Below are 20,107 nucleotides of genomic sequence, written 5' to 3'. Positions count from 1 at the left end.
ACATCAGAGTCGCTGGAAGGAGCCCGTCGTGGGCAGTGTTGACAGCTTCAAGGCCAAGGGAACCCTCGAGGTGGGTGACCAGTCCTACGAGATCTACCGGCTGGCAGGGGTCGAGGGTCACGAGACCCTCCCGTACAGCCTCAAGGTGCTCCTCGAGAACCTCCTGCGCACCGAGGACGGCGCCAACATCACGGCCGACCACATCCGCGCGATCGGCTCGTGGGACGAGAACGCCGAGCCCTCCACGGAGATCCAGTTCACCCCCGGGCGCGTGATCATGCAGGACTTCACCGGTGTCCCGTGCGTCGTCGACCTCGCCACCATGCGCGAGGCCGTCGCCGACCTCGGCGGCGACCCGGCCCGCATCAACCCGCTCGCGCCGGCCGAGCTGGTCATCGACCACTCCGTCATCATCGACGTCTTCGGCCGCGCCGACGCCTTCGAGCGCAACGTCGAGATCGAGTACCAGCGCAACCGGGAGCGCTACCAGTTCCTGCGCTGGGGCCAGAGCGCCTTCGACGACTTCAAGGTCGTGCCGCCGGGCACCGGCATCGTGCACCAGGTCAACATCGAGCACCTGGCCCGCACCGTCATGGTGCGCGACATCGACGGCGAGCGTGTCGCCTACCCCGACACCTGCGTGGGCACCGACTCGCACACCACCATGGTCAACGGGCTCGGCGTCCTCGGCTGGGGCGTCGGCGGCATCGAGGCTGAGGCAGCCATGCTCGGCCAGCCCGTCTCGATGCTCATCCCGCGCGTCGTCGGCTTCAAGCTGAGCGGCGCCATCCCCACCGCGGCGACCGCGACCGACGTCGTCCTCACGATCACCGAGATGCTGCGCCAGCACGGTGTCGTCGGCAAGTTCGTCGAGTTCTACGGCGAGGGGGTCTCGCAGGTCCCGCTCGCCAACCGCGCCACCATCGGCAACATGAGCCCCGAGTTCGGCTCGACGTGCGCCATCTTCCCGATCGACGACGTGACGCTCGACTACCTGCGTCTCACCGGCCGCTCCGACGAGCAGGTCGCCCTCGTCGAGGCGTATGCCAAGGAGCAGGGGATGTGGCTCACGGCCGGCCCCGACCAGCCCGAGGCCCGCTACAGCGAGTACCTCGAGCTCGACCTGTCGACGGTCGTGCCCTCCATCGCCGGCCCGAAGCGCCCCCAGGACCGAATCGCCCTCAGCAACGCGAAGGAGGCGTTCCGCAAGGTCCTGCCGACCTACGTCACGCACGCCGAGGGCGACCCCGGCGACGTCGAGTCCTTCCCGGCCAGCGACCCCGGCATCGAGAACGGCGGCGACAAGCCGGCCGAGGGCGCCACGAACGGCCGTCCCTCCACGAAGGTCCCGGTGACCGACGCGGAGGGCCGCACCTTCGAGATCGACCACGGCATCGTCTCGATCGCCTCGATCACGAGTTGCACCAACACGTCCAACCCGTCGGTCATGATGGCCGCGGCGATGCTCGCCAAGAACGCAGTAGAGAAGGGCCTCTCGGTCGCCCCGTGGGTCAAGACGTCGATGGCGCCCGGCTCCAAGGTCGTCACCGGCTACTACGACAAGGCCGGCATGTGGCCCTACCTCGAGAAGCTCGGCTTCCACCTCGTCGGCTACGGCTGCACGACGTGCATCGGCAACTCGGGCCCGCTCAACGAGGAGATCTCCAAGGCGATCAACGAGCACGACCTCGCCGTCACCTCGGTCCTGTCGGGCAACCGCAACTTCGAGGGGCGCATCAACCCCGACGTCAAGATGAACTACCTCGCGAGCCCGCCGCTGGTCATCGCCTACGCCCTCGCCGGCACGATGGACTTCGACTTCGACACCGAGCCGCTCGGCCAGGACCCCGACGGCAACGACGTCTTCCTCGAGGACATCTGGCCCGCCCCGGAGGACGTCGAGCAGACGATCGCCGCGAGCATCAACCAGGAGATGTTCACCGAGGACTACGCCGACGTCTTCGCGGGTGACCAGCGCTGGCAGTCGCTGCCGACGCCCGAGGGCGACACGTTCGCGTGGGACCCCGAGTCGACCTACGTGCGCAAGCCCCCGTACTTCGACGGCATGTCGATGGAGACCACCCCGGTCGCCGACATCGAGGGTGCCCGCGTGCTCGCCAAGCTTGGCGACTCGGTCACGACCGACCACATCAGCCCGGCCGGCGCCATCAAGGCCGACAGCCCCGCCGGCAAGTACCTCGCCGAGCACGGCATCGAGCGCAAGGACTTCAACTCCTACGGCTCGCGCCGCGGCAACCACGAGGTCATGATCCGTGGCACGTTCGCCAACATCCGCCTGAAGAACCTCCTGCTCGACGGCGTCGAGGGCGGCTTCACGCGCGACTTCACCAAGGGCGGCGAGCAGACGACCATCTACGACGCCGCGCAGAGCTACGCCGCGGCCGGCACCCCGCTCGTGATCCTCTCGGGCAAGGAGTACGGCTCGGGCAGCTCGCGCGACTGGGCGGCCAAGGGCACCAGCCTGCTGGGCGTCAGGGCCGTCATCGCCGAGAGCTACGAGCGCATCCACCGCTCCAACCTCATCGGCATGGGCGTCATCCCGCTGCAGTACCCCGCGGGCCAGAATGCCGACTCGCTCGGCCTCGACGGCACCGAGACCTTCTCGATCACCGGCATCACGGCCCTCAACGAGGGCACGACGCCGAAGACGGTCAAGGTCGTCGCCACCAAGGAGTCCGGCGAGACGGTCGAGTTCGACGCGGTCGTGCGCATCGACACGCCCGGTGAGGCCGACTACTACCGCAACGGCGGCATCCTCCAGTACGTCCTGCGCTCGCTCGTCAGCGCCTGACCCGACCTGCGGCCACCCGGCCGCCCACGGGCCCCGTATGCCGCATCGCGCGGTGTGCGGGGCCCGTTCGGTGTCGCGGAGGGCCCCCGCCCGACGGCATGCGTCGGCAGGTGGCATGCTCTCCAGCGTGAGCGAGCGACACGCGGCCCTGGCCCTGTGGGAGAACGACTTCGAGTGGGTTCAGGCGCCGGACGTGCGCTACGCCGACCCCCATGTCGAGGGAGCCCGGGCCACGACCTATCGCGCGCGCTCCTGGGAGTCTCCGGTCGTCGAGCTGGACTGGGCGGCAAGGGAGCTCATCCCGTCCTGGAACGCACGCACGCCGGCCGGCACGTGGTTGGAGGTCGAGGGCCGCGTCTCCGATGAGCGCGGATGGTCGCCGTGGTTCACCTTCGCCCGGTGGGCCGAGGACGACGTGGCGGGGGAGTCGCCGATCACCCGCACGTCCGTCCCCGGACAGAGCTTCGAGGCAGGGCACGTCGAGGCCGACAGCTGGGTCGCGGCTGCCGACCACGAGTTCGGCCGCTGGCAGCTGCGCCTCACCGCCCTCGCCGGGGCGGGCGACGAGCAGCCTTGGCCCGATGTGTCGCTCGTGGCGGCGGTCGCCACCCGGGTCAGCATCGGCCACGACGAGCCGACGAGCGCGCCCGGCGTCGGACGCGGTCTCGAGGTTCCGGTGCCGGCGCACTCGCAGCGGCTGCACGTCGACTCGTTCCCGCACTGGGACGACGGCGGACAGTCCTGGTGCTCGCCGACCTCGACCACGATGATCCTGGCGCACTGGGGGCTGGCGCCGAGCGCTGCCGAGTCGGCCTGGGTGGGGCACGACACCGACCCCGAGGTCGTGCACGGTGTGCGCCGGGTCTTCGACCGCGACTACGGCGGGGCGGGCAACTGGTCCTTCAACACGGCCTATGCCGGCGCGCGCGGCCTGCGTGCGTACGTGACGCGGCTGCGCGACCTCACGGAGGTCGAGGCCTTTCTGGCGGCCGGGGTGCCGCTCGTGCTCTCCGTGACCTTCCGCGAGGAGGAGCTCGACGGGGCCGGCTACTCGACGAAGGGCCACCTGCTCGTCGTCGTCGGCTTCACGCCGGACGGCGACGTCATCTCCAACGACCCGAACTCGCACCGGGTGGCGGACAACGAGCAGGTCCGCACCGTCTACCGGAGGGACCAGTTCGAGAAGGTGTGGCTCGGCACCGACGGTGGCCTGGCCTACGTCATGCACCCGCGGAACGTTGCGCTGCCGACGGCGCCGGCCGAGGCCAACTGGGCATGAGCGCGGCCAGAACGGTCAAGGGCGCGTAAGTTTCCTGCAGCACCTGCCCGCATCGCGAGAATTTTCCACGCCAACGACCCCACGGGACCACGGTGCGGTGTTGACTGACCGCGCCCAGCCCCGTCCGGAAGGTGTGCCAATGTCGCGTCCCCCCGTCCCCACCGCCGGTTCGCCGAGCCGGCGACTCGTCCTCGGCTCCGCAGCCGGCGCCACCCTCGTCGGGCTCGCGGGCGCCGGAGCGGCCGCCGCTGGGTCGGTCCCCACCGCGCGGGCCGCCGCGCCGGTGTCCTCACCCCACTACGACACCGGTGACCGCCACATCGCCTACCGCGAGTGGAGTGGCCGGGAGCTGCGGGTGGGACCGTTCTCGGGGCAGCGCGACTACGTGGACCCCTTCGACCCCACCGCGACCTCCCGCTCCTACGACGTCGCCACCTGGGTCTCGCCCGTCGTACGCCCGGGGTTCGGACTCACCGAGCTCGTCTCCTCCTGGAACGCGGACACCCCGGGCCGGTCGTGGGTCGAGGTCTCGGTCCGGGGTCGCAGCAACGGCGTGGCCACCAAGGAGTACGTCCTCGGCCGCTGGTGCCGCTACGACCCGGACCAGGGTGGCGGCATCCACCGCACCTCGGTCAACGGCCAGGGCGACACGGTCGCCACCGTCTACACCGACACCCTGGCCACCCGCTCGGGCCACGTCCTCGACGAGTGGCAGCTCGTCGTCCGGCTGATGCGCCCCACGGGGACGCACCAGGCGCCGCGGCTGCGTTCGGTCGGCGCGATGGCTTCGGCGCTGCCCGACGACCCGCGAGTGCCCCGCAGCCCCAAGGGGCGCGCCCGCGGCCGCGTGCTCGACGTCCCGACGTTCTCGCAGGAGAAGCACATCGGGCACTTCCCGCAGTGGGACAACGGCGGCGAGGCGTGGTGCTCGCCGACGTCGACGTCGATGGTGCTCGCGTACTGGGGCGCCGGCCCGCGCCGCGACGAGACCGCCTGGGTCACCGAGGCCCTGCCCGACGAGACCGACCCCCAGGTCGACTTCGCGGCACGCAACGTCTACGACTACACCTACGACGGCGCCGGCAACTGGCCCTTCAACCCGGCGTACGCCGCGACGCGTCCGGGCATGCGCGGCTTCGTCACGCGGCTGCGCTCGCTGACCGAGGCCGAGGAGTTCATCGCGGCCGGCATCCCGCTCGTCACCTCCGTCTCCTTCAAGAAGGGGGAGCTCGGCGGCGCGGGCTACGGCACGAACGGCCACCTCATGGTCGTCGTGGGCTTCACGCCCGACGGTGACGTCGTCTGCAACGACCCCGCCTCCCACCTGATCCGCGACAACTCACAGGTGCGCGTCGTCTACGACCGGGAGCAGTTCGAGAACGTGTGGGTGCCCCACAGCGGCGGCATCGTCTACGTCATCCACCCGGAGCGCCACCGGCTGCCGCCGCCCCCGCGCAACGAGCCGAACTGGTGAGCGGGTAGGACGGTGCCCGCTCGAGCTCGGACGACGCCGAGTGGGCACTGTCGCACGGCCGGTGGGCAGACCCCCGGGGCGCCTCAGCGGCCGAGACCGGACCGCGGGTCGCGGTCGGTGACGCAGTAGAGCGCCCCGGTCGGGTCGCGCAGCGTCGTCCATCCGCCGCCGTGGTCGGCGACGACGCTCGCACCGAGTCCGACGTGCCTGGCGACTTCGGTCGGTCGGTCGTCGCAGGCGAGGTCGAGGTGCCCGGTCACCGGCCCGGGATCCGGCTCGTCGAGCCGCTGCAGGAGCAGGCGGATCGGGATGCCGTCCGGGCGCACGAGGTGCCGCAGCTCCGGCCGGCTCACCGAGCGGCGCACGGGCCAGCCCGTCAGCGCCGACCAGAAGCCGCACTCGGACTCGTAGCCGTCCGCCGCGACGTCGAGCGACACCTGGTCGACGATGCTCTCGTGCTGCTGCGGCCAGCGGGTCGGGAAGGGGCGCTGCGCCAGCGGCTCGTGGACGAGGCAGAAGGTGAACCCGCCGGGGGAGCGCAGCACCACGTAGCCGTGCTCGGACCGGTGCACCAGCTCCGCACCGAGGCCCACCGCCCGGTCGGCCGCCTCGGGCGCCGACGTGACGTGCAGGTCGAGGTGCAGGGCCGGGCCGGTCCCGGAGCCGTCGCAGGCGCCGGTCCGCTGGATCGTGAGGAAGGGGTCCCCGACGGGCGGGACGAGCGTCGTGAACTCGGCGTCCTGGCCCCGAGGCGGCGACACGGCATACCCCGTCACTCCGGCCCAGAAGCGCGTGCCCGCCTCGTGGAGCTCGGGCGGCAGGTCGACGAAGGCCGTGACCCAGCTGACCCTCGTCATGCTCCGAGCGTAGGCGAGGCAGACTGGGCGCATGGCGACTCCGACCCCTCCTGCCGCAACGGGGCACACCCCGCCGGGGTGGCCGCCGGGCGTGCCGCCGGCGCACACCCCGGGCTGGGAGGATCGGGCGGTGCTGTGGCTGCTCGACCAGTGCCCACCCGACTACCGGGCGTATGCCGGGTGGCGGCGCCACCCGATCGCGCTCGCCTGGCTGGCCGGTCGGCACATCGACGGGCAGGTGGTGGCCATGCGTGAGGCGTGGCGCGAGGCGAGGGTCGCCATCGGCCCGCACGTCCCGGCCGAGGCGCTCACCGAGATCCTCGGCCACATCGAGGCCGAAGGCATCCGGCTGCTCGCGGCGTCGCGCTCCGCGCGGCTGCTGCACGAGGCGCTGCAGGGGAAGGTCTTCGCGCCCCGGCTGTGACCGCTGTGACGGTTGTGACGCGTTCGTGGACCTGCTGTGCGGCGCGGGAGGGGACTGACGTGCAGGTTCGGACGGTGCGAGGCGCGCGCCGTAGACTCGACCGCGACCCACCCGTGCTCGAGGGACGGGTCGATGATCGACCGACAAGGACCGGAAGGACGGCGCCGCGTGGCTCTGCTGGAGACGATCACGAGCCCCGCCGCGCTCAAGGCGCTGCCGGCTGACCAGCTGCCGGCCCTCGCCGAGGAGATCCGTACCTTCCTCGTCACCGAGGTCTCCAAGACCGGCGGTCACCTCGGTCCCAACCTCGGCGTCGTCGAGCTGACGGTCGCCCTGCACCGGGTCTTCGACTCGCCGCACGACACTCTGGTCTTCGACACCGGGCACCAGTCCTACGTGCACAAGCTCCTGACCGGTCGCCACGACTTCAGCAAGCTCAAGAAGCGCGGTGGGCTCTCCGGCTACCCGAGCCGCGCCGAGTCCGAGCACGACGTCGTCGAGAACTCGCACGCGTCGACGGCCCTGTCGTGGGCCGACGGCATCGCCAAGGGCCGGCGTCTGGCCGGCGAGACCGATCGGCACACGGTCGCCGTGATCGGCGACGGCGCCCTGACCGGGGGCATGGCCTGGGAGGCGATCAACAACATCGCCGTCGACAAGACGCTCCCGCTCGTCATCGTCGTCAACGACAACGAGCGCTCCTACGCACCGACCATCGGTGGCCTGGCCGACCACCTCGCGACGCTGCGCACCACGCGCGGCTACGAGCGCTTCCTCGACTGGGGCAAGCGGTCCCTGGCTCGGACCCCCGTCGTCGGCGGCGCGATGTTCGAGACCCTGCACGGCGTCAAGAAGGGCCTCAAGGACATCGTCGCGCCGCAGGGCATGTTCGAGGACCTCGGCCTGAAGTACCTCGGCCCGGTCGACGGCCACGACGAGCAGGCGCTCGAGCGTGCCCTGCGCAAGGCCAAGGACTTCGGCGGTCCGGTGCTCGTCCACGTCATCACGCAGAAGGGCCGCGGCTACCAGCCGGCCATCGACGACGAGGCGGACCAGTTCCACGGCGTCGGCAAGTTCAACCCCGAGACCGGCCTGCCCTTCGAGGTGTCCGGCCGCATCTGGACCGACGAGTTCAACGAGGAGATGGTCGCGATCGGTCGCGACCGCCCCGACGTCGTCGCGCTCACCGCCGCGATGCTGATCCCGGTCGGCCTCGACGGGTTCGCCGCCGCGTACCCCGAGCGCGTCTTCGACGTCGGCATCGCCGAGCAGCACGCGGTCACCATGGCCTCCGGCCTCGCGTATGCCGGCAGGCACCCCGTCGTCGCCGTCTACGCGACCTTCCTCAACCGTGCCTTCGACCAGCTCCTCATGGACTGTGCGCTGCACGGGGCCGGGGTGACCTTCATCCTCGACCGCGCCGGCGTCACCGGCAGCGACGGCGCCTCCCACAACGGCATGTGGGACATGACGCTCTCCTCGATCGTGCCGGGGCTGCGGCTGGCCGCGCCCCGGGACGGCGAGCAGGTGCGCAGGCAGCTGCGGGAGGCGGTGGACGTCTCCGACCGCCCGACCGTGATCCGCTTCCCCAAGGGCGACGTCTCCGACCCCCTCGACTCGGTGCGCCGGATCGGCGACGTGGACGTGCTGTTCGAGAACGCCGGGGACGAGGTGGACCTGCTCGTCGTCGGGGTCGGCGCCTTCGCCGGCCTCGCCGTCGAGGCGGGGGAGAAGATCGCCGCACACGGCCGGACGGTCCGCGTCGTCGACCCGCGCTGGGTCCTGCCGGTCAGCGACGACGTCGTCGCGCTCGCCCGGAACGCCGAGGCGGTGGCGGTGGTGGAGGACAACCTCGTCAGCGGCGGCGTCGGCGCTGCGGTGACGCTCGCCCTGCGCGAGGCCGGCATCGACGTCCCGGTGCACGGCTACGGCATACCGAAGCGCTTCCTCGAGCACGCCTCCCGTGGCCAGGTCCTCGAGGACCTCGGCCTGACGGTCGAGCACGTCGTGGCAGACCTCGAGCCCCGGCTCTGACCGAGCGGGCATCCCGCTCGACCCCCACCTCCGCGGCTCAGGCCGGCTGCCTACCATCGGGGGATGCAGCTTCGAGACGCAACCGACGTGACGACCGCCCCCATCGCAGCCCTCGGGCTGGTCGGCGGCTATGTCGCCGCCCGCGAGACCGGCATCCGTCCCCTCGGGGGTGTCGTGCTCGGCGCAGCCGGGCTCTATGCCGGGCGCACCTGGCTGGCGAAGACCGGGGCTACGGCCACAGCGGGGCTCGCCGTCCTCTACCTCGGTGGCTTCGGCGCCTCGCACCCGCTGGCCAAGCGGATCGGCGCCTGGCCCTCCGTCCTGACCGTTGCCGCCGCCAGCGCGGCGGCGTCGTGGGTCGTGGCAGACCGGCGGCGCTGAGCCGCGCGAGCGCTCAGTCGCCCGGCCTCGACCCGCCGAGGCGACGGATGAGGGCGTGGGCGTCGCCGACCGGGCCGAGGTGCGCGAGCTTGTCAGGGTTGACGATCGCGCGGACGCCGGCGACCTGTCCGTCCCGGACGTCCAGTGCCCAGACGGCCAGCAGGCGACCCTCGACGAGGAACGTCGCACCGGGGCCGCCGTTGACCTCGGCGAGCCGGATCTCCGTCTCGGGCAGGCGGCGCAGGGCACGCAGCCAGTTGGTGAGGGTGTGCGCGACCCGGCTGCGGCCGCGCTGCGAGCGGGCGAGCGAGGGCGCCTTGCCGCCGCCGTCGCCGACGAGCTCGACGTCGTGGGTGAGGAGCGACTCGAGGGCGGCGAGGTCGCCTGTCCGCGCTGCGGCGAAGAAGCGGCTCGCCAGCTCGCCCTGCTGCTCGGGAGTGGTCGTGAAGCGCGGGCGACGCTCCTCGACGTGGCGTCGCGCGCGCACGGCGATCTGGCGCACGTTGGCCTCGCCCTTGCCGACGATCGACGCGACCTCGTCGTAGCCGTAGCCGAAGACGTCGTGCAGCAGCAGGACCGCCCGCTGCTCCGGCGACAGGCTCTCCAGCACCACGAGCAGCGCCATCGACAGCGAGTCCGCGGTCTCCGTCGCTCGTGCCGGGTCCGTGTCGGAGCCCTGGTGGTCGGTGAGGATCGGCTCCGGCAGCCAGTCCCCGACGTAACGTTCACGCCGCGCGCGTGCCGACCGCAGCTCGTCCATCGCGAGCCGGGTCACCACCGTGGCGGTGAACGCGCGCGGCGAGGCGATCCGCTGGCCGGCCTCGAGCGAGCGGTGCACCCGGAGCAGCGTCTCCTGCACGATGTCCTCGGCCTCGGTGACGCTCCCCAGCATCCGGTACGCGATGCCGAAGGCCACCGGCCGGAGGTCGGCCAGGAGCTGCTCGCGGTCGGGGCCGGCAGCCGTGGGCGGGCACTCGTCGGTCACGCCGCCGTGCCCCTCTCGTCCCGAGCCAGGGCACCGAGCTCGCGGAAGCCCTCCCGCCAGGAGGCGTGCCTCGGGGTCCAGCCCAGCTCCTGCGTGGCCTTGGCGTTCGAGGCGCCGCGCAGCTCGGTCATCATCACCGTGCCAGTCTCACCCGCCAGGAGCCTGCCGACCAGACGCGGCACGCGCATGGGGGGCCTGGCCCCGAGCGACTCGGCGAGCACCGGCAACCACGTCGCCACGCTCGCGGGCTCGTCGTCGACGACGTTGTAGACGCCCGGCGCGCCGCCCTCGACAGCAGCCACGGTCGCCTCGGCCGCATCGGCGATGTGGATGAACGACCACACCCCGCCGCCGTCGCCGACGACGGGGAACCGGCGCCGTCGGACGGCTTCGGTCTGCTCGCCGTCCACGCCAAGGGACGTGTGCGGACCGTAGAAGCCGCCGTACCTCAGCACGAGACCCTCCGTCCACGACGCAGCAAGCACGCTGTCCTCGACGTGGCGAATGGCCCCGACCGTCTGCTCCATCCCGGCCGGCGGCTCGGTGCCGAAGGGGTCCTCCTCGGTCTTCACGGGGCCTCCGACCCGGTCGTAGCCCGCGAAGAAGCTCTGGGCGACGACGCGCCTCACCCCTGCGTCCCTCGCGGCCGAGAGCAGGTGGTCGGTGCCCTCGGTGCGGAGCCGGTTGGTCGGGGCGAACGACCGGTCGAAGTGCCGCAGGTCCATCGGCCCGATGGCCGTCAGCTGGTGCACGACCACCTCCGGGCGCGACTGGGCAACAGCGCGCGCCACCTGCTCGGGGTCGAGGGCATCGGCCACGACCGGCACCGCCCCGAGCTCACGCAGCAACTCTTGTCCCGTCTCGCTCCGGGTCATCCCGTGGACCTCGTGCCCTGCCCCCACCAGGCGCGGCACCAGCTGCCGCCCCATCGCCCCGGTCGCTCCAGCCACCAGAACCCTCATGGCCAACTCCTTCTGCCGCTGTGTGCCTACGTCCTCTCAGACGAGACAGCCCTCGGTCCTGTGACACCTCGGTCGCCGACGCGATCGACCGGCGGCTCGTGGGCTGATCGCCCCGGCTGTCGGGGCGGGTCGTGCGGCTGGGTCAGAGCCGGGGCATGCCGTGGGTCGACGCCTGCAGAGCGCGCAGGCGCAGGGCCAGCTGCAGCTCCAGGGAGTGGTCGGGCTGCTGCCACGACTCGCCGAGCAGGGCGGTGATGCGTTCGAGGCGCTGCGAGACGGTGTTGACGTGCACGTGGAGACTGCCGGCGGCGTGCCGCGGGCTGCCGCCCGCGGCGAAGTACGCGGCCAGCGTGCCCACGAGGTCCGTGCCGCGCCGCTCGTCGTAGTCGAGGACCGGGCCCAGCAGGCCGCGGACGTACTCGCCGACGTCCGGCTCGGAGCCGACGATGAGCCCGGCGAAGCCGAGCTGTGTCGCAGCGGCGCCCCTCCCGCGGTGCCCGAGCGCGATCAGCGCCGCGACCGTGCGATGCCCCTCCTCGTAGGCCTTCGCGATGCCGTCCACGTCGCCGACGGGGCCGGCCCCCGCGACGGTGACGCACGTGCGCTTGCCGATGCGGGCCGCCACGGTGCGGGCCAGCGCGTCGGCGTCCGTGCCGGGGACGAGGGCGATGACGTCCCCGTCGTGGCTGCCGACCAGGGACGCGTCACCGGTGGCGGCGCTGGCGGAGATGAGCAGGGCCCGGTGGCCGCCGGGCTCGTCGCCCCGCAGGACGAGCAGGCAGAACGGTCGCTGCGGGTCGAAGCCGACGTTGCGCGCCAGCGACAGCCGCTCCTCACGGGAGCCGCGTGAGCTGACGAGGTCACTGACCAGGCGGTTGCGGGCGGACTGCCGGGCGTCGGCAGCCTGCCGTTCGAAGAGCAGGACGAGGGCCGTGACCACCCCCGCGCGCTCGACGGTCCGCTGGTCGGAGTCGATCAGGCTCAGGCCGCCGACGAGGATGGTGCCGAGTCGCTCGCGCGCAGCCGTCACCGCGACCGCGTAGACGCCCTCGCGTTCGACGAGCCGCCCGGTCTCGAGGCCGGGCAAGCCGTCGAAGGACGCCAACGGGTCGGCGCCGGAACGCTCGGCCGTGGGAGCGGGGCCGGCGGAGCTCTTGCGCTGGCCGTTCTCGTCGACGAGCACGGCCCAGCCGCCGAGCAGCTCGGCGAGGGCGTGGGTGATGTCGTCGACCCCGCCGCCGCCGAGCACCAGCGAGGCGAAGCGGTCGTGCGCGGCTGCCGCCTTCTCGACGCCGTCGGCATACTGGCGCACCGTCTCGTGAGCGACGGAGAGGGCGGCGAGCGCGCTCTCGGAGTCGGCGAGCGCCCGGGTCTGCACCAGTGTCAGCGCCGCCAGGGTCGCGAGGTTGCCGAGCAGCGCCACCTCCTCGCGGGTGAAGGGGCGGGAGGAGCGGTTGGCTGCGAAGAGCACGCCCACGAAGTTCGACTCCACGATGAGGGGCGTTCCGCAGATCGCGATGATCCCCTCCTCGCCCACCGCGCCGTCGATGGCACCGGTGTGGCGGAAGCGATCGTCGGACCAGTAGTCGGCGGTCCAGTACGGCTTGTGGGTGGACGCGACGAGGCCCCCGAGGCCGGCTCCCAGGGCCAGGCGCACGGACTGGAAGGCCGCCGACACCGAGCCGTCGGTGGCACGCATGAAGGTGTCGCCGGCCTCGGGGTCGTAGAGCGTGAGGTAGGCCAGGTCCGTGCGGACGAGGCGACGGGCCCGCCGCACGATGGCATCGAGCACCGAGCCGGGGTCGCTCGCCGTCGCCAGCTCGCGGGCGGTGTCGAGCAGGGCCGCCAGTCCCGCCTCGCGCTGCCGGTGCACCTCGCGAGCGCTCGCGATCCGCAGGGCCAGCTCACGGGCCGCCATCGGCGCCTCGACCGCAGCGACCGTCGCGACCGGCGCGTCGGCAGCGAGCAGCTCCAGCAGGTGGACCACCTGGTCGGGCTCGGGCTGCGCCGACCGGCCGGCCCGCTCGACCCGTTCGACCCACTCGCCGGAGGTCGGGGGCCGCTGGTCGGGCGTCCGCGTCTCCGGGCTGGTGGTCACGCGGAGATCCTAGGTGTCTGGTGTCGCGTGGCGGGCTCCTGGATCATGACGAGGTCGCGGCAGTGCTCGCTCAGTGCTCGCTCAGTGCGCGGTCCACCCGCCGTCCATCGAGAAGGACGTGCCGTTGACCGACGCGGAGGCCGGTCCGCAGAGGAAGAGCACGAGGGCGGCGACCTCGTCGGGCTCGACGAGCCGCTTCACGGCAACGGGTTCGAGCATCACCTTCTCGAGGACGTCCGACTCCGGGATCCCGTGGGTGCGGGCTTGGTCGGCGACCTGGGCCTCCACGAGCGGGGTCCGCACGTAGGCGGGGTTGATGCACGTCGAAGTGACGCCGCGGGGGCCGCCCTCGAGGGCGACGACCTTCGACAGGCCCTCAAGCCCGTGCTTGGCCGTGACGTAGGCGGACTTGAAGGCGCTGGCTCGGAGGCCGTGGACGCTGGAGATGTTGACGACCCGACCCCAGCCGCTGGCATACATGTGGGGCAGCGTCTGACGGATCAGCCGGAACGGCGACACGAGCATGAGGTCGAGGATCAGGTCGAAGCGCTCGGGCGGGAACTCCTCGATCGGGCTCACGTGCTGGACCCCGGCGTTGTTGACGAGGATGTCGACCTCGGTGGGGAGCGCCGCGAGGCCGTCCAGGTCGGCCAGGTCCATGGCCACGGTTCGGATGGAGGACGCGCCAGAACCGCCGAACCCGTCGGCGAGCGCCCGGAGGCCGTCCTCGTCCCGGTCGACGGCGTGGACGGTGGCGCCCGCAGCCGCGAGGGCTCGCGCCACGCTCGCCCCGATGCCGCTCGCGGCGCCCGTGACGAGCGCGGTCCGTCCGCGGAGGTCGACGGGCTCGTTGACGGGGTGGCGCGCCGGCTCGCGGCGGGCATCGGCACCGTCGAAGGGGTGGTCCGTGGCGTGGTCGCGAGCGTCATCGCGGGCGTCTGGCATGCGGGAAGACTAGGTAGCGCCCCGCCGAGCGCCTGTGTGGCCGCCGAACACAAAACGGCCGATCCCATGTGGGACGGATGGGGTGGGCGCCACTGCGCCGTGGGCGAACCAGTTACCGGCGTCGGCGGACCGTGAATGTGTGCAACCGCCTGTGGGGACACGGCAACAGATCTAGTCTTACAAGACGTAGTAGACCTGCTGCCGCAGGGGCGACTCGCAGATCCTCGCGCTTCAGGAGGTCTTCGATGTCCATCACTCTCGCCGCCGCGACGCAGCCGACGCCTGCCGGTGCGGTCGTCCAGTGGGGTTTCCTGACGATCACCGTGGCCAATCTCGTCACCATCCTCGTGATGCTGCTCGTGTTCGTCCTCGCAGTGCTGCTCCCGTTCCCGGCGCCTCGCGAGGAGGGGGAGGAGCCATGAGCACCGGTCCGACCGAGTCGACCCGGCCCACGACGGGCGGCTCGGACACCTGGACCGCGAGGCTGAGCAGGTGGATCGAGGGCCTCGTGCCCAAGGGGCAGTGGCTCCCCGACCGGCAGCCGGCGTACGTCGCGTCGTGGGTCTACGTCTTCGGCGTCGCCTGCCTCGCGAGTCTCGTCGTCGTCATCGTCTCGGGCCTGGTGCTGACCCTGGGCGGCGTCACGTGGTGGCACTCGAGCTCGGTCGGCCACTTCGTCAACTCCGTGCACCTGTGGAGCGTCGAGCTCTTCTTCGCGACCATGGTCATCCACCTGTGGGGGAAGTTCTTCATGGCCGCCTGGCGCGGGCACCGCGGGTTGACCTGGGCCACGGGTGCGCTCGCGTTCTTCGGGTCTCTCGGCACCGCGTTCTCCGGCTACCTCATCCAGACGAACTTCGACTCGCAGTGGATCAGCACGCAGGCCAAGGACGGCCTCAACGCGGCGGGGATCGGCGCGTACTTCAACGTCATGAACGTCGGCCAGATGGTCCTCTGGCACGTCTCCCTGCTGCCCCTCGTCGTGGGGGTCATCGTCGGGCTCCACCTGCTCCTGGTGCGCCGGCGCGGTGTCGTCCCGCCCATCGGTGCCGAGGCGCCTGCCCAGGTCATGGAGCCCGGGGCAGCCCGGGGACCGGATGGGCCCGCACCTTCGGAGCCTCGCCCGGCGCCCGAGGTGAGCAGCGACGACCGAGTGCGGACTGGCTCGGGGGTGCGGCCGTGAGCACCGTACGCGTTCCGCGGAGCGAGCGGCGAGGCGCCACCTGGGCGCCCGACTCGCACGCCTTCCCGACCCGGCGCTACGACCTCGTCAAGGAGTTCGTGATCGCGCTGGTCGTGATGCTCGTGCTCGCCGTCGTCGCGGCCATCGTCTTCTCGTCGCCCGACGAGCCGGCGATCTCCTTGCAGCAGTGGGCCCGTCAGGCACCGAACGACGTGGTCGCGACGGCCACCGGTGAGCTGGCCGGCACCACCACCTCGGCGTCCTACGGACCGCCCTACAACACGGCGGGCGACGGGCAGACCCTCGGGCCACTGGCGTTGCAGAAGCTGGCCGGTGTCGCCGACCCGGTGGACCCGGCGAACGACTTCGTCATCACCCCGCTGCGGACCCTCTCCGCGCAGCCCCTCGTCGCGGCGGCGCTGCGGCAGTGGGCGGCGGCCAGCGCGGACCAGCGGACAGCCTGGGCCCAGGCCTACTCGGACGCCCTCGGCAAGGCCCCGGACGGCGACCCGACGAAGGTGGCGCCAGGGGACTACGGGCCGGTGCCGGTCCTGGCCCGAGGAGTGCTGGCGCTCGCCTCGAGCGGCGCCCTCGAGGGTCTGCTGACGTCGCGGACGAGCTTCTTCGGGGTCGACAGCACCAAGCCGCTGCTCCTACTCGCGGACGGCTCCCACCTCGAGGACCGGGCGCGGGCCCAGAACCTCGGCGGCGACCAGTGGGGGATCATGAACGAGACCGGCAACTACCCCGGGCAGCCGTGGCTGTGGCTCTACACCCTCTGGTACCAGATCCCACCCTTCTCGACGTCCGACAACGCCGACGTGCAGGTGTGGGCACTGATGATCCTGCTCAGCATCGGCTTCATCTGCATCCCGTGGATCCCCGGGCTGCGCACGCTGCCGAAGCACCTCGGCGTGCACCGGCTCATCTGGAGGAACCGCCCGCGCTGACGCCCGTTCTCCCAGGCCGGCGGTCACGGCACACGGCCGAGGTGGGGACCGTCAGCGTTGGGGGGTCAGGCGCAGGATGACGCGGGCCTGGTCGTCGGCGACGAAGACGGTGCCCGAGGGAGTGACGAGCAGGCCCTGCGGCTCGATGAGGCCGGAGCGCGCCAGCACGGTCGATGCCCCTCCGCCGCGGGGCCACCGGCGCAGGTCGTGCCGGGTGTGGCGCACATCGGTCACCAGCAGGTTCCCGGCTGCGTCGAAGGCGACGTCGTCCGGCATGACGGCCTCGGCCACACGGACCCGGGACCCGCCCGGCCCCAACCTCCAGACGCCGCCGCCGCACTCGTCGGCGACGTAGACCCTCCCGTCGGGACCGACGGCCGCGCCGACCGGGTGGACGAACCCGCGGGCGAGGACCGAACGCGACGCCCCGTCGGTGGAGACGCGGTAGACGGTGCCCGTCACCGGGTCGGGCACCACGAGGCTCTTCGAGGCGGGGTCCCAGGCGATGCCGTCGACGCCCTGGTGGCACGTCGCCCTGACCGACGCGCCGGGGAGGTCGGCGAGCACGCCGGGCGTCGACTGACCGGGGCGGAACTCGACGAGGCGGTTGGCGTCCTCCTCGGCGACGACGAGAGTGCCGTCCGACAGGAGCACCATGCCCTCGGGGCCGGGCAGTCCGTGGTGCAGGACGGTCGCCGAGCCGTCCTTCGCGAGCCGGCTGATCGTCCCGTTCGTGTAGTCGCTGTAGAGCAGGGCACCCGAGGCGTCGAGCACCAGGTCGTCCGGGTGGTCGGCACCCCTGTGGAACACGTCGACGCGGTAGCTCCCCGGCGTGCGCGGGCTCGTGGACGTGGGGGCGCGTGACGGGGCGGTCGTATGCGTGGGGCTGCGTGACGGCATACGCCTGGGAGAGCTGGTGGGCGGGACACCGCCGGCGGTGCTGCTGTGCGCGTCGGTGGCCGTCGCCCGGCTGGTCTGCGTCGCCGGGGTGGCCGCCGCCGTGCAGCCGGCGAGGGCCAGCGTCAGGCCCAGCAGGGCGGCGAGGGACGAGGCACGCCTCATCCGAGCAGGTTAGGCCGGGGCCCTGTGACCCGCCGGGGAGCGGGCTGGGGTCCAGGTTCGGCCGCTCTGGGACTGACTCTCCCTCGCTGCCACGTGGTTGCAGGTAGCGTCAGAGCCATCAGACCCCTGGCTGGCGCGTAGAGGCTTTGTGAGATGTGGGGAGCACAGACCGAGCTGGACGCACGCACGACCCAAGAAGTTGCGGAGGTCAATGCCTCCGGGCGCCCGCCCGTGGTGTTCATCCACGGGCTCTGGTTGCTTCCCAGCTGGGACAGGTGGGCACAGGTCTTCGAGGACAACGGCTACGCGCCGTTGACTCCGGGCTGGCCGGATGACCCGGAAACGGTGGAAGAGGCCAAGGCGCACCCGGAGGTCTTCGCGGACAAGACGGTCGGGCAGGTCGCGGACCACTACTCGGCCGTGATCGAGGGGCTGAACCAGAAGCCGGCCGTCATCGGGCAGTCCTTCGGCGGCCTGCTCGCGCAGATGGTGGCCGGGCGCGGTCTGTCCGCTGCCACCGTCGCGATCGACGCGGCGCCGTTCCGCGGGGAGTCCTGCCGCTGCCCATCTCGGCCCTGAGGTCTGGGTCCCCGGTGCTCGGCAACCCGGCGAACCGACTCCGGGCCGTGCCGCTGACGTACGAGCAGTTCCGTTACGCGTTCGCGAACGCGGTCCCGGAAGAGGAGGCGAAGCAGCTCTACGACACCTTCGCCGTGCCGGCTCCGGGGGCGCCCTGTTCCAGGCGGCTGCCGCGAACGTGAATCCGTGGACCGAGGACAAGGTGAAGACGAAGGGCCCCGATCGCGGGCCGATGCTGATCATCTCGGGCCAGAGGGACCACACCGTTCCGCACGCGATCTCGTATGCGACGTACAAGAAGCAGAGACGCAACCACGACGTCACCGAGCTCGTCGAGATCCCCGACCGCGGCCACGCACTGACGATCGACCACGGGTGGCGTGAGGTGGCCGACACCGCGCTCGCCTTCGTGCAGCGCTTCGTCAGCGGCGAGCGTCGACAGGTGCGGTCCGACGCCGACTAGGCCGACCGGGCCTTCCATCCGTCCGGCGCCGCCGTCGAGGGCAACCATCACGCGAGGTCGATGACTCCCGGGTCATCGGACCAGATCGCCCGGGACACCTTCTCGGGGTATGCGGTCACGCGCGGCTGGACGTCGAAGATGCGCGTCGTCTCACTGTCGGGGTGCGGGTCGAAGTGTGGCCAGCCCGGGTCACCGCGCGCGGCGAAGGCCGTCCACGCCTCTCCCATCTGTCGGGAGACGATGGTGGCCTCGGGGGACGGCCCGCCGATGAGGAGTGCCGTCTGGCCCACGGTGAGGTTGCCGAAGACGAGAGGCACGTCGAGCCCGTGGCAGGCGCCGAGTGCGCCTCCCATCCGGGGCGCTTCCCAGGTCAGCTCGTAGAGGTGGGCGGTCCGAAGTCCTGAGGCCGCACCGGCGGCGTGCTGTGCCTCGGCGAGCTTGAGCGAGGGCATCCGGAAGAGCCAGTCGGACCGAACGACGTCGTACAGCTCCTCCGGGTCCGGGAAGGCGTCGCGGTACCGCTGCGGGTCAGGAGTGAAGACGGCCACGGTCTCCTCGGCCAGGGCCGGCGCGACGTGACCGAGCACCCCGGTCAGGGCCGAGAGCAGCCGCTGCTCGTGTCGGGTGTGCCCGACGACGAGCGGGATCCGCCCCGTGAGCCCACGCCACGGGGCGGATCCCGCTCGTCGGCAGGACGTCGCCGTCGACGACCGGGGCCAGGGGCACCCGGGCGTGCGCCGCCAGACCCCAGCGGCCGGCATACTCCCCGATCCGCGCTGTCACCGCGTCGACAGCACGCGGGAGCAGGCGCGGTGGGACCTCGGACAGCCCGCCGTGCTGGACGCCGAGCTGGTCGGCGCAGGCACGCGTCACATCGGCCGCGAGAGTGGGCGTGAAGTAGGTGCCCGGAACGCTCTGCGCGATGGCCCGGTGGAAGAGACCCTCAGCCCGCGGCATGGCCAGCAGTGCGGCGACCGACCCGGCGCCCGCGGACTGGCCGAAGACGGTGACCCGCGAGGGATCACCGCCGAAGGCAGCGATGTTCTCGCGGACCCATTCGAGGGCCGCCATCTGGTCGAGCAGCCCGCGGTTGACGGGCCGCCCCTCGATGAACCCGAACCCCTCGAAGCCGACCCGGTAGTTGAAGGTCACGAGCACCACGCCGTGGCCCGCGAGGACGCGGCCGTCGTACTCCGGCAGGCCAGACGTGCCGAAGAGGTAGGCGCCGCCCTGGACCCACACCATGACCGGCAGGCGCCCCTCGAGGTCGGGCGACCAGACGTTGACGGTGAGCCACTCGTCCGGAGCCGCCGCCGCAGACCCGCTGTCACCCGCCGCGCCGGACTGCGGCGGTGGAGGCCCGAACGACAGCGCCTCGCGGATCCCCATCCACGACGGCGCAGCCTCGGGCGCGCCGAAGCGCACGGGCAGGGACGCGAACGGAACTCCCCGAAACACCGCCACATCCGCCGCCCCTCCCAGTTGCTCGACCAAGCCCCGGACGGCCCCAGTGCTCATCTCAGCAACGACCTGCATCCCACGAGAGTCTCAGCGCGCCGGCCGCGGCGCCACCGCTTCGGTGTCCACCCGGCAGGTGCACGTTCGTGGGAGCCGCCGTG

General features: G+C 72.1%; 20 protein-coding genes. 12 read left to right on the top strand and 8 right to left on the bottom strand.

The annotated features are described in order from the left end of the window. The first annotated feature begins 28 nt into the window (after positions 1-28). The 3 genes from acnA to LQK93_RS19210 all read left to right on the top strand — a co-directional run bounded on the left by acnA (position 29) and on the right by LQK93_RS19210 (position 5,565). Positions 29-2,812, top strand: a complete 2,784-nt coding sequence (gene acnA / locus LQK93_RS19220; RefSeq protein WP_374969364.1) for an aconitate hydratase AcnA — start codon at positions 29-31, stop codon at positions 2,810-2,812. 127 nt (positions 2,813-2,939) lie between these two features. Next, on the top strand, positions 2,940-4,091 hold the full coding sequence (locus LQK93_RS19215; protein ID WP_374969363.1) for a peptidase C39 family protein: 1,152 nt from the start codon (positions 2,940-2,942) through the stop codon (positions 4,089-4,091). Between the two features lie 139 nt (positions 4,092-4,230). Beyond that, positions 4,231-5,565: a peptidase C39 family protein gene (locus tag LQK93_RS19210; protein WP_374969362.1), complete on the top strand. Its 1,335-nt coding sequence runs from the start codon at positions 4,231-4,233 to the stop codon at positions 5,563-5,565. An 83-nt stretch (positions 5,566-5,648) separates the two neighbouring features. On the opposite strand, the gene LQK93_RS19205 is transcribed toward LQK93_RS19210, so the two are convergent. After that, positions 5,649-6,422: a VOC family protein gene (locus LQK93_RS19205; RefSeq protein WP_374969361.1), complete on the bottom strand. Its 774-nt coding sequence runs from the start codon at positions 6,420-6,422 to the stop codon at positions 5,649-5,651. 31 nt (positions 6,423-6,453) lie between these two features. Here LQK93_RS19205 and LQK93_RS19200 point away from each other — a divergent pair, with 31 nt between their 5' ends. The 3 genes from LQK93_RS19200 to LQK93_RS19190 all read left to right on the top strand — a co-directional run bounded on the left by LQK93_RS19200 (position 6,454) and on the right by LQK93_RS19190 (position 9,261). Then, entirely contained in the window at positions 6,454-6,846 is a 393-nt protein-coding gene (locus LQK93_RS19200; RefSeq protein ID WP_374969360.1) for a hypothetical protein, read from the top strand. Positions 6,847-7,014: 168 nt separating this feature from the next. Next, positions 7,015-8,880, top strand: coding sequence for a 1-deoxy-D-xylulose-5-phosphate synthase (gene dxs / locus LQK93_RS19195; protein WP_374969359.1), 1,866 nt, complete (start codon positions 7,015-7,017; stop codon positions 8,878-8,880). Between the two features lie 63 nt (positions 8,881-8,943). Continuing rightward, positions 8,944-9,261 carry a hypothetical protein gene (locus tag LQK93_RS19190; RefSeq protein WP_374969358.1) on the top strand — a complete coding sequence of 106 codons (318 nt, stop codon included), beginning with the start codon at positions 8,944-8,946 and terminating at the stop codon, positions 9,259-9,261. A 13-nt stretch (positions 9,262-9,274) separates the two neighbouring features. On the opposite strand, the gene sigJ is transcribed toward LQK93_RS19190, so the two are convergent. The 4 genes from sigJ to LQK93_RS19170 form a co-directional block, all read right to left on the bottom strand. Then, positions 9,275-10,246 (bottom strand): RNA polymerase sigma factor SigJ, encoded by a 972-nt coding sequence (sigJ, locus tag LQK93_RS19185; RefSeq protein ID WP_374969357.1) that lies wholly within the window; start codon positions 10,244-10,246, stop codon positions 9,275-9,277. Further along, complete coding sequence (locus LQK93_RS19180; RefSeq protein ID WP_374969356.1) at positions 10,243-11,208, bottom strand: NAD-dependent epimerase/dehydratase family protein; 966 nt, start codon at positions 11,206-11,208, stop codon at positions 10,243-10,245. The genes sigJ and LQK93_RS19180 overlap by 4 nt, the downstream gene beginning before the upstream one ends. Before the next feature lie 142 nt (positions 11,209-11,350). Beyond that, positions 11,351-13,306 (bottom strand): helix-turn-helix domain-containing protein, encoded by a 1,956-nt coding sequence (locus LQK93_RS19175; protein WP_374969355.1) that lies wholly within the window; start codon positions 13,304-13,306, stop codon positions 11,351-11,353. Between the two features lie 81 nt (positions 13,307-13,387). After that, entirely contained in the window at positions 13,388-14,251 is an 864-nt protein-coding gene (locus tag LQK93_RS19170) for a 3-hydroxybutyrate dehydrogenase (RefSeq protein WP_374969354.1), read from the bottom strand. Positions 14,252-14,496: 245 nt separating this feature from the next. Between LQK93_RS19170 and LQK93_RS19165 the strand changes: the two genes are divergently transcribed. The 3 genes from LQK93_RS19165 to LQK93_RS19155 are packed head-to-tail and all read left to right on the top strand — an operon-like array spanning position 14,497 to position 16,384. After that, positions 14,497-14,673: a hypothetical protein gene (locus LQK93_RS19165; protein WP_374969353.1), complete on the top strand. Its 177-nt coding sequence runs from the start codon at positions 14,497-14,499 to the stop codon at positions 14,671-14,673. Then, positions 14,670-15,434 (top strand): cytochrome b N-terminal domain-containing protein, encoded by a 765-nt coding sequence (locus LQK93_RS19160; RefSeq protein ID WP_374969352.1) that lies wholly within the window; start codon positions 14,670-14,672, stop codon positions 15,432-15,434. The genes LQK93_RS19165 and LQK93_RS19160 overlap by 4 nt, the downstream gene beginning before the upstream one ends. After that, a complete protein-coding gene (locus tag LQK93_RS19155) occupies positions 15,431-16,384 on the top strand; it encodes a hypothetical protein (RefSeq protein WP_374969351.1) in 954 nt (317 codons plus the stop codon). Before LQK93_RS19160 ends, LQK93_RS19155 begins: the two co-directional genes overlap by 4 nt. Positions 16,385-16,435: 51 nt before the next feature. Here LQK93_RS19155 and LQK93_RS19150 read toward each other — a convergent pair whose 3' ends face one another. Beyond that, a complete protein-coding gene (locus LQK93_RS19150) occupies positions 16,436-17,446 on the bottom strand; it encodes a hypothetical protein (protein WP_374969350.1) in 1,011 nt (336 codons plus the stop codon). Between the two features lie 153 nt (positions 17,447-17,599). On the opposite strand from LQK93_RS19150, the gene LQK93_RS19145 reads away from it, so the two are divergent. The 3 genes from LQK93_RS19145 to LQK93_RS19135 are packed head-to-tail and all read left to right on the top strand — an operon-like array spanning position 17,600 to position 18,488. Next, positions 17,600-18,025: an esterase/lipase family protein gene (locus LQK93_RS19145; RefSeq protein ID WP_374969349.1), complete on the top strand. Its 426-nt coding sequence runs from the start codon at positions 17,600-17,602 to the stop codon at positions 18,023-18,025. 47 nt (positions 18,026-18,072) lie between these two features. Beyond that, a complete protein-coding gene (locus LQK93_RS19140; RefSeq protein ID WP_374969348.1) occupies positions 18,073-18,207 on the top strand; it encodes a hypothetical protein in 135 nt (44 codons plus the stop codon). Next, complete coding sequence (locus tag LQK93_RS19135; RefSeq protein ID WP_374969347.1) at positions 18,204-18,488, top strand: hypothetical protein; 285 nt, start codon at positions 18,204-18,206, stop codon at positions 18,486-18,488. The genes LQK93_RS19140 and LQK93_RS19135 overlap by 4 nt, the downstream gene beginning before the upstream one ends. Before the next feature lie 47 nt (positions 18,489-18,535). Here LQK93_RS19135 and LQK93_RS19130 read toward each other — a convergent pair whose 3' ends face one another. Both LQK93_RS19130 and LQK93_RS19125 read right to left on the bottom strand, forming a co-directional pair. Next, on the bottom strand, positions 18,536-19,036 hold the full coding sequence (locus LQK93_RS19130; protein ID WP_374969346.1) for a carboxylesterase family protein: 501 nt from the start codon (positions 19,034-19,036) through the stop codon (positions 18,536-18,538). Then, positions 19,017-20,006 (bottom strand): carboxylesterase family protein, encoded by a 990-nt coding sequence (locus LQK93_RS19125; RefSeq protein WP_374971549.1) that lies wholly within the window; start codon positions 20,004-20,006, stop codon positions 19,017-19,019. The genes LQK93_RS19130 and LQK93_RS19125 overlap by 20 nt, the downstream gene beginning before the upstream one ends. Positions 20,007-20,107: the final 101 nt, after the last annotated feature.

It is taken from the genome of Terrabacter sp. BE26 (genome assembly GCF_041941675.1).
In the GTDB taxonomy this organism is placed as follows: Bacteria; Actinomycetota; Actinomycetes; order Actinomycetales; family Dermatophilaceae; genus Terrabacter.
Note: the sequence above shows the minus strand (reverse complement) of the source record. Positions and strands in the feature narration are given on the sequence as shown.

What these genes read in the sequence shown, in the direction of transcription:
- LQK93_RS19125 (WP_374971549.1), bottom strand. Translation starts at nt 20,006, where the DNA reads ATGAGCACTGGGGCCGTCCGGGGCTTGGTCGAGCAACTGGGAGGGGCG.
- LQK93_RS19210 (WP_374969362.1), top strand. Translation starts at nt 4,231, where the DNA reads ATGTCGCGTCCCCCCGTCCCCACCGCCGGTTCGCCGAGCCGGCGACTC.
- LQK93_RS19145 (WP_374969349.1), top strand. Translation starts at nt 17,600, where the DNA reads ATGTGGGGAGCACAGACCGAGCTGGACGCACGCACGACCCAAGAAGTT.
- LQK93_RS19160 (WP_374969352.1), top strand. Translation starts at nt 14,670, where the DNA reads ATGAGCACCGGTCCGACCGAGTCGACCCGGCCCACGACGGGCGGCTCG.
- LQK93_RS19170 (WP_374969354.1), bottom strand. Translation starts at nt 14,251, where the DNA reads ATGCCAGACGCCCGCGATGACGCTCGCGACCACGCCACGGACCACCCC.
- LQK93_RS19205 (WP_374969361.1), bottom strand. Translation starts at nt 6,422, where the DNA reads ATGACGAGGGTCAGCTGGGTCACGGCCTTCGTCGACCTGCCGCCCGAG.
- LQK93_RS19150 (WP_374969350.1), bottom strand. Translation starts at nt 17,446, where the DNA reads ATGAGGCGTGCCTCGTCCCTCGCCGCCCTGCTGGGCCTGACGCTGGCC.
- LQK93_RS19200 (WP_374969360.1), top strand. Translation starts at nt 6,454, where the DNA reads ATGGCGACTCCGACCCCTCCTGCCGCAACGGGGCACACCCCGCCGGGG.
- LQK93_RS19165 (WP_374969353.1), top strand. Translation starts at nt 14,497, where the DNA reads ATGTCCATCACTCTCGCCGCCGCGACGCAGCCGACGCCTGCCGGTGCG.
- LQK93_RS19190 (WP_374969358.1), top strand. Translation starts at nt 8,944, where the DNA reads ATGCAGCTTCGAGACGCAACCGACGTGACGACCGCCCCCATCGCAGCC.
- LQK93_RS19180 (WP_374969356.1), bottom strand. Translation starts at nt 11,208, where the DNA reads ATGAGGGTTCTGGTGGCTGGAGCGACCGGGGCGATGGGGCGGCAGCTG.